A 5,112-nucleotide genomic window follows, 5' to 3' on the forward strand; every position below is an offset into this window, starting at 1 on the left:
GTCTTGCGTTTCCGACTCTATCAGATCTTTTCTCGATCCGATTTCCTCGGTGCTTTCCAGGTTTCCGCTTTTGTTTCGCGGCTTCCTTTCCGGCGGTTCCGACTTTATCAGAAGTTCTGAGTCGGTTTTCCCGGCCCCTCCCGGGGACTGGTTCCGGTGCGTAGTGCTACCGGGTTCCCGTTCAGGCGGAGCCGTAAACGTACTGGAGCGGGGCTCCCCGATGCAAATCGAGGCGCCCCGCTCCAGGTTCACGCATACGAGGGGTCGTATGTCGCTCAGACCTCCACCACGACCGGGAGGATCATCGGCCTGCGGCGATAGGTGTCCGAGACCCACTTGCCCAGGGTCCGGCGGATGAGTTGTTGCAGCTGGTGGGGCTCGACCACGCCGTCCTGGGCCGAGCGCTCCAGGACCTCGGTGATCCTCGGGATGACGTCCCCGAAGACCGAGTCGTCGATGCCCGAGCCACGGGCCTGGATGTGCGGGCCTGCGTTGATCTTGCCGGTGGAGGAGTCCATGACGACGAAGACCGAGATGATGCCCTCGTCGCCCAGGATCTTCCGGTCCTTCAGCGCCGGCTCGCCGACATCGCCGACCGAGAGGCCGTCGACGTAGACGTAGCCCGCCTGGACCTTGCCGGAGATCTTGGCCTTGCCCTCGACGAGGTCGACGGCGATGCCGTCCTCGGCGATGACGATGCGGTCGTGCGGGACGCCTGTCAGGGCGCCCAGCTCGGCGTTGGCGCGCAGGTGGCGCCATTCGCCGTGGACCGGCATCAGGTTCTTCGGGCGGCAGATGTTGTAGAAGTACAGCAGTTCGCCGGCGGACGCGTGGCCGGAGACGTGGACCTTGGCGTTGCCCTTGTGGACGACGTTCGCGCCCCAGCGGGTCAGGCCGTTGATCACGCGGTAGACCGCGTTCTCGTTGCCGGGGATCAGGGACGACGCCAGGATGACCGTGTCGCCGGGGACGATACGGATCTGGTGGTCGCGGTTGGCCATGCGGGACAGGGCCGCCATCGGCTCGCCCTGGGAACCCGTGCAGACCAGGACCACCTCGTGGTCCGGGAGGTCGTCGAGGGTCTTGACGTCCACCACCAGACCCGGCGGGACCCGCAGATAGCCCAGGTCGCGCGCGATGCCCATGTTGCGCACCATCGAGCGGCCGACGAAGGCGACCCGGCGGCCGTACTCGTGCGCGGTGTCCAGGATCTGCTGGATGCGGTGGACGTGGCTGGCGAAGCTGGCCACGATGATCCGCTTGCGGGCGTTCCCGAAGACCGTGCGCAGGACGTTGGAGATGTCCCGCTCGGGCGGTACGAAACCGGGGACTTCGGCGTTCGTGGAGTCGGAGAGGAGGAGGTCGATGCCCTCTTCGCTCAGCCGTGCGAACGCGTGTAGATCCGTCAGACGGTTGTCCAGCGGGAGCTGGTCCATCTTGAAGTCACCCGTGTGGACCACCATGCCGGCGGGGGTGCGGATCGCCACGGCGAGGGCGTCCGGGATGGAGTGGTTGACCGCGATGAACTCGCAGTCGAAGGGGCCGATGCGCTCGCGGTTCCCCTCCACCACCTCGAGGGTGTAGGGGCGGATGCGGTGCTCCTGGAGCTTCGCCTCGATAAGCGCGAGAGTCAGCTTGGAGCCGATCAGCGGGATGTCCGGCTTCTCCCGGAGGAGGTAGGGGACGGCACCGATGTGGTCCTCGTGACCGTGCGTGAGGACGATGCCCTCGATCGCGTCGAGGCGGTCCCTGATGGACGAGAAGTCCGGCAGGATCAGGTCGATTCCGGGCTGCTCCTCCTCGGGGAAGAGCACTCCGCAGTCGACGATCAGCAGACGGCCGCCGTACTCGAAGACCGTCATGTTGCGGCCGATCTCGCCGAGGCCGCCGAGTGGGGTGACCCGCAGGCCGCCCTTCGGGAGCGGCGGCGGCGGGCCCAGTTCCGGATGCGGATGACTCAAAAGACTCTCCTCAAACACGCACGCCACGTACCGGTGGGCACGTGGCGCGCATGACGTTCGTGCAGAAGCAGTTGTCGTTGTGGATTGCAGGCACCGGTGGCCTGCCTATTCAGTTGTGAAGTCTGTTGTCAGAGCTGTACCCCGCCGGCGGCAAGATCGATCTTGAGCTGTTCGACCTCTTCGGACGAGCACTCGACCATGGGCAGGCGCAGCGGACCGGCAGGCAGGCCGAGAAGGGCGAGCGCGGCCTTGGTCGTCATGACGCCCTGGGTGCGGAACATACCCGTGTAGACGGGGAGCAGCTTCTGGTGGATCTCGGTGGCCTTCTGCACGTCACCGGCGACGAACGCGTCGACGAGGGCGCGCAGGTCGGGCGTGACGACATGGCCGACGACCGAGACGAAACCGACCGCGCCCACGGAGAGCAGCGGGAGGTTCAGCATGTCGTCGCCTGAGTACCAGGCGAGGCCGGAGCGGGCGATGGCCCAGCTCGCGCGGCCGAGGTCGCCCTTGGCGTCCTTGTTGGCGACGATCCTCGGGTGCTGGGCGAGGCGGACGAGCGTCTCGGAGCTGATCGGGACGCCGCTGCGGCCGGGGATGTCGTAGAGCATGACCGGCAGCTCGGTGGCGTCGGCGACGGCCGTGAAGTGGCGGTACAGGCCCTCCTGAGGGGGCTTGTTGTAGTACGGGGTGACGACCAGGAGGCCGTGTGCGCCCGTCTTCTCGGCGGCCCTGGCCAGTTCGATGCTGTGGTGGGTGTCGTTGGTGCCGACGCCGGCCACGATGTGGGCCCGGTCTCCGACGGCCTCCAGGACGGCTCGTACCAGGTCCGATTTCTCCGCGTCGGTGGTGGTGGGGGACTCGCCCGTGGTGCCGTTGATGATCAGGCCGTCGTTGCCTGCGTCCACCAGGTGGGTGGCGAGCCGCTGTGCGCCGTCGAGGTCGAGTGCGCCGTCCGCCGTGAAGGGCGTGACCATGGCGGTGAGGACCCGCCCGAAGGGGGTCTGCGGAGTGGAGGTCGGAGCCATGGGTAACACGCTACTCGTTGCGCACCCCGTGGTCTGCCCTCGGGGGGTTGCGAAAAGTCAGGACAAATGTGGAGCCCGGTACTGCCTGCTCGGGGGTTCAAGCAGTACCGGGCCCGTTTGATCAGGCTAGATGAACTTCTCTAAATGCCGCAATACGGACACTTCGCTCGGATGACCCGCACATGTGTGCCGAGACGGAGAACAAGCCTTCGCTACGGGGCGACGCGACCGTTGGCATTGAAGGCGGCGTGCGTCAGGGGCATGAGCTTCAACCACTCGGCCTCCATCTTCTCGCCCACCATCTCGATCTCCCGCTGCGGGAAGGACGGGACCTTGGCCAGCTCGTGCTGGGTGCGCAGGCCGAGGAAGTGCATCAGCGAGCGGGCGTTGCAGGTGGCGTACATCGAGGAGAAGAGGCCGACGGGGAGGACCGAGCGGGCGACCTCGCGGGCGACGCCCTCGGCGAGCAGCTTCTGGTAGGCGGCGTACGCCTGCTGGTAGGACTCGTCCAGGACGTCGCGGACCGTGGCGTGCTGCGACGACGTTCCCTCGACGAAGACGTACTTGCCCGGCCGCCCCTCCTGCACGAGCTTGCGGGACTCGTCGGGGGCGTAGAAGACCGGCTCCAGCTCCCTGTACCGACCCGATTCCTCGTTGTACGACCAGCCCACGCGGTGCCGCATGAACTCGCGGAAGACAAAGATCGGGGCGCTGATGAAGAAGGTCATCGAGTTGTGCTCGAAGGGGCTGCCGTGCCGGTCCCGCATCAGGTAGTTGATCAGGCCCTTGGAGCGCTCGGGGTCCTTCTGGAGTTCCTCCAGCGACTGCTCGCCGAGGGTCGAGACACGGGCGGCAAACAGGACGTCCGCGTCCGAAGCGCTGGATTTGACCAGCTCAACGGTGACGTCACTGCGCATGGAAATGTTGGAGTCGCCGGCGGGCACGGGGGGATCCTTCCCATCACATCTGCGGTCGGCGCCCACTCTACGGCCCGCCAAACGGGGTCTTCATCACCCGGGTGATGTGAAATCGGGGTGAAAGCGGGCACCTTTCGTGCCACTCGTTCGTCTGTGTCAGTGACAGCCGTTCGTCCGAGCCCCGAAAGGTGCCACCCCCGATGTTCCGCCGCCGCGAGCCCGTCCCGTTCGCCTTCCTCGCCGACGCCGACAGGTTCCGCAGCAATGTCACTCCCCCACCCCCCGAGCGGTCCTCGTTCAGTCAGCTGGCCGGGCGCTGGCTGCTGGGGCTCACCATCGTCGCCGCGCTGGTGGGATCCCTGGTCATCGGGATGCCGGCACTGACCCTCGACCACACCGCGCAGACACCGCAGTCACAGGCGTCCCAGGGGCGCTGAGCCCGCGCTGACTCCATCCGGGCCCCCGATGGTGGTGAGCGCGGACACAGGCGGATAGCCTCACCGGGCACAGCCCACGCATGGACGAGTGAGGACCAGCCGTGCCCCTGCCCTTCCTGACGGCCGACCACGCATTCGAGGCAGCCGACGATGCAGCGCTGCCCTTCGACGACCGTGAGCGCTGGCGGCGCCCCTACCGCCCCGGGCCCTGGCGCGTGGCGGTGGCCGCGCTGGCACTGCTGCTCGCCTCGTACGTGCTGTTCGCGGCCGTCGTGATCGCGCTGACCGGCTCGGTGTCCGAGGCCGGAGTCATCTTCGGATTCTCGCTGCTCGTGATCGCCTGTGCGCTGCGGCTGCTGCGCATGGGGGTGTGGGTGAGCCCGCGCGGCCTGCGGCAGGTGCGGTTCCTCATCACCCGGACGGTGCCGTGGAACCGGGTCGCGGGCGTGCGGACCGTGCAGCAGCCGGTGCGCTGGCTGGGGCTGCCGCGGACCGTCCAGGGGCAGGCGCTGGCCCTCGTACGGCGGGACCGGTCGGCGGACGACACCGCGACGCTGCTGACCACGCACGGGGCGGACTTCCTCGGGCGGGCCGAGGCGTTCGACCGGGCGGCGGACGCCGTCGAGGCGTGGGCCGCGGAGAACCGGCTCGGCTGAGGCCGCGCGGGCCGAACGTGGGGGGGGGGGGGGGGGGGGGGGGGGGGGGGGGGGGGGGGGAGGGGTGGGGGGGGGGGGGGGGGGGGGGTGGGGGGGGGGGGTGGGGGTGGGAG

5 protein-coding genes are annotated in these 5,112 nt (G+C 68.2%); 2 read left to right on the plus strand and 3 right to left on the minus strand.

Going from position 1 to position 5,112, the window contains the following annotated elements:
- Window positions 1-275: 275 nt before the first annotated feature.
- The 3 genes from ACZ6D7_RS35135 to thyX all read right to left on the minus strand — a co-directional run bounded on the left by ACZ6D7_RS35135 (window position 276) and on the right by thyX (window position 3,906).
- Complete coding sequence (locus ACZ6D7_RS35135) at window positions 276-1,961, minus strand: ribonuclease J (protein WP_469499926.1); 1,686 nt, start codon at window positions 1,959-1,961, stop codon at window positions 276-278.
- A gap of 128 nt (window positions 1,962-2,089) precedes the next feature.
- A complete protein-coding gene (dapA, locus tag ACZ6D7_RS35140; protein ID WP_469499928.1) occupies window positions 2,090-2,989 on the minus strand; it encodes a 4-hydroxy-tetrahydrodipicolinate synthase in 900 nt (299 codons plus the stop codon).
- Window positions 2,990-3,201: 212 nt separating this feature from the next.
- On the minus strand, window positions 3,202-3,906 hold the full coding sequence (gene thyX, locus ACZ6D7_RS35145; RefSeq protein WP_469500099.1) for an FAD-dependent thymidylate synthase: 705 nt from the start codon (window positions 3,904-3,906) through the stop codon (window positions 3,202-3,204).
- Window positions 3,907-4,106: 200 nt separating this feature from the next.
- On the opposite strand from thyX, the gene ACZ6D7_RS35150 reads away from it, so the two are divergent.
- Window positions 4,107-4,343: a hypothetical protein gene (locus tag ACZ6D7_RS35150; RefSeq protein ID WP_469499930.1), complete on the plus strand. Its 237-nt coding sequence runs from the start codon at window positions 4,107-4,109 to the stop codon at window positions 4,341-4,343.
- Between the two features lie 101 nt (window positions 4,344-4,444).
- On the plus strand, window positions 4,445-4,999 hold the full coding sequence (locus ACZ6D7_RS35155; protein ID WP_469499931.1) for a hypothetical protein: 555 nt from the start codon (window positions 4,445-4,447) through the stop codon (window positions 4,997-4,999).
- Window positions 5,000-5,112 lie beyond the last annotated feature (113 nt).

This window comes from Streptomyces sp. NPDC041784 (assembly GCF_055591025.1).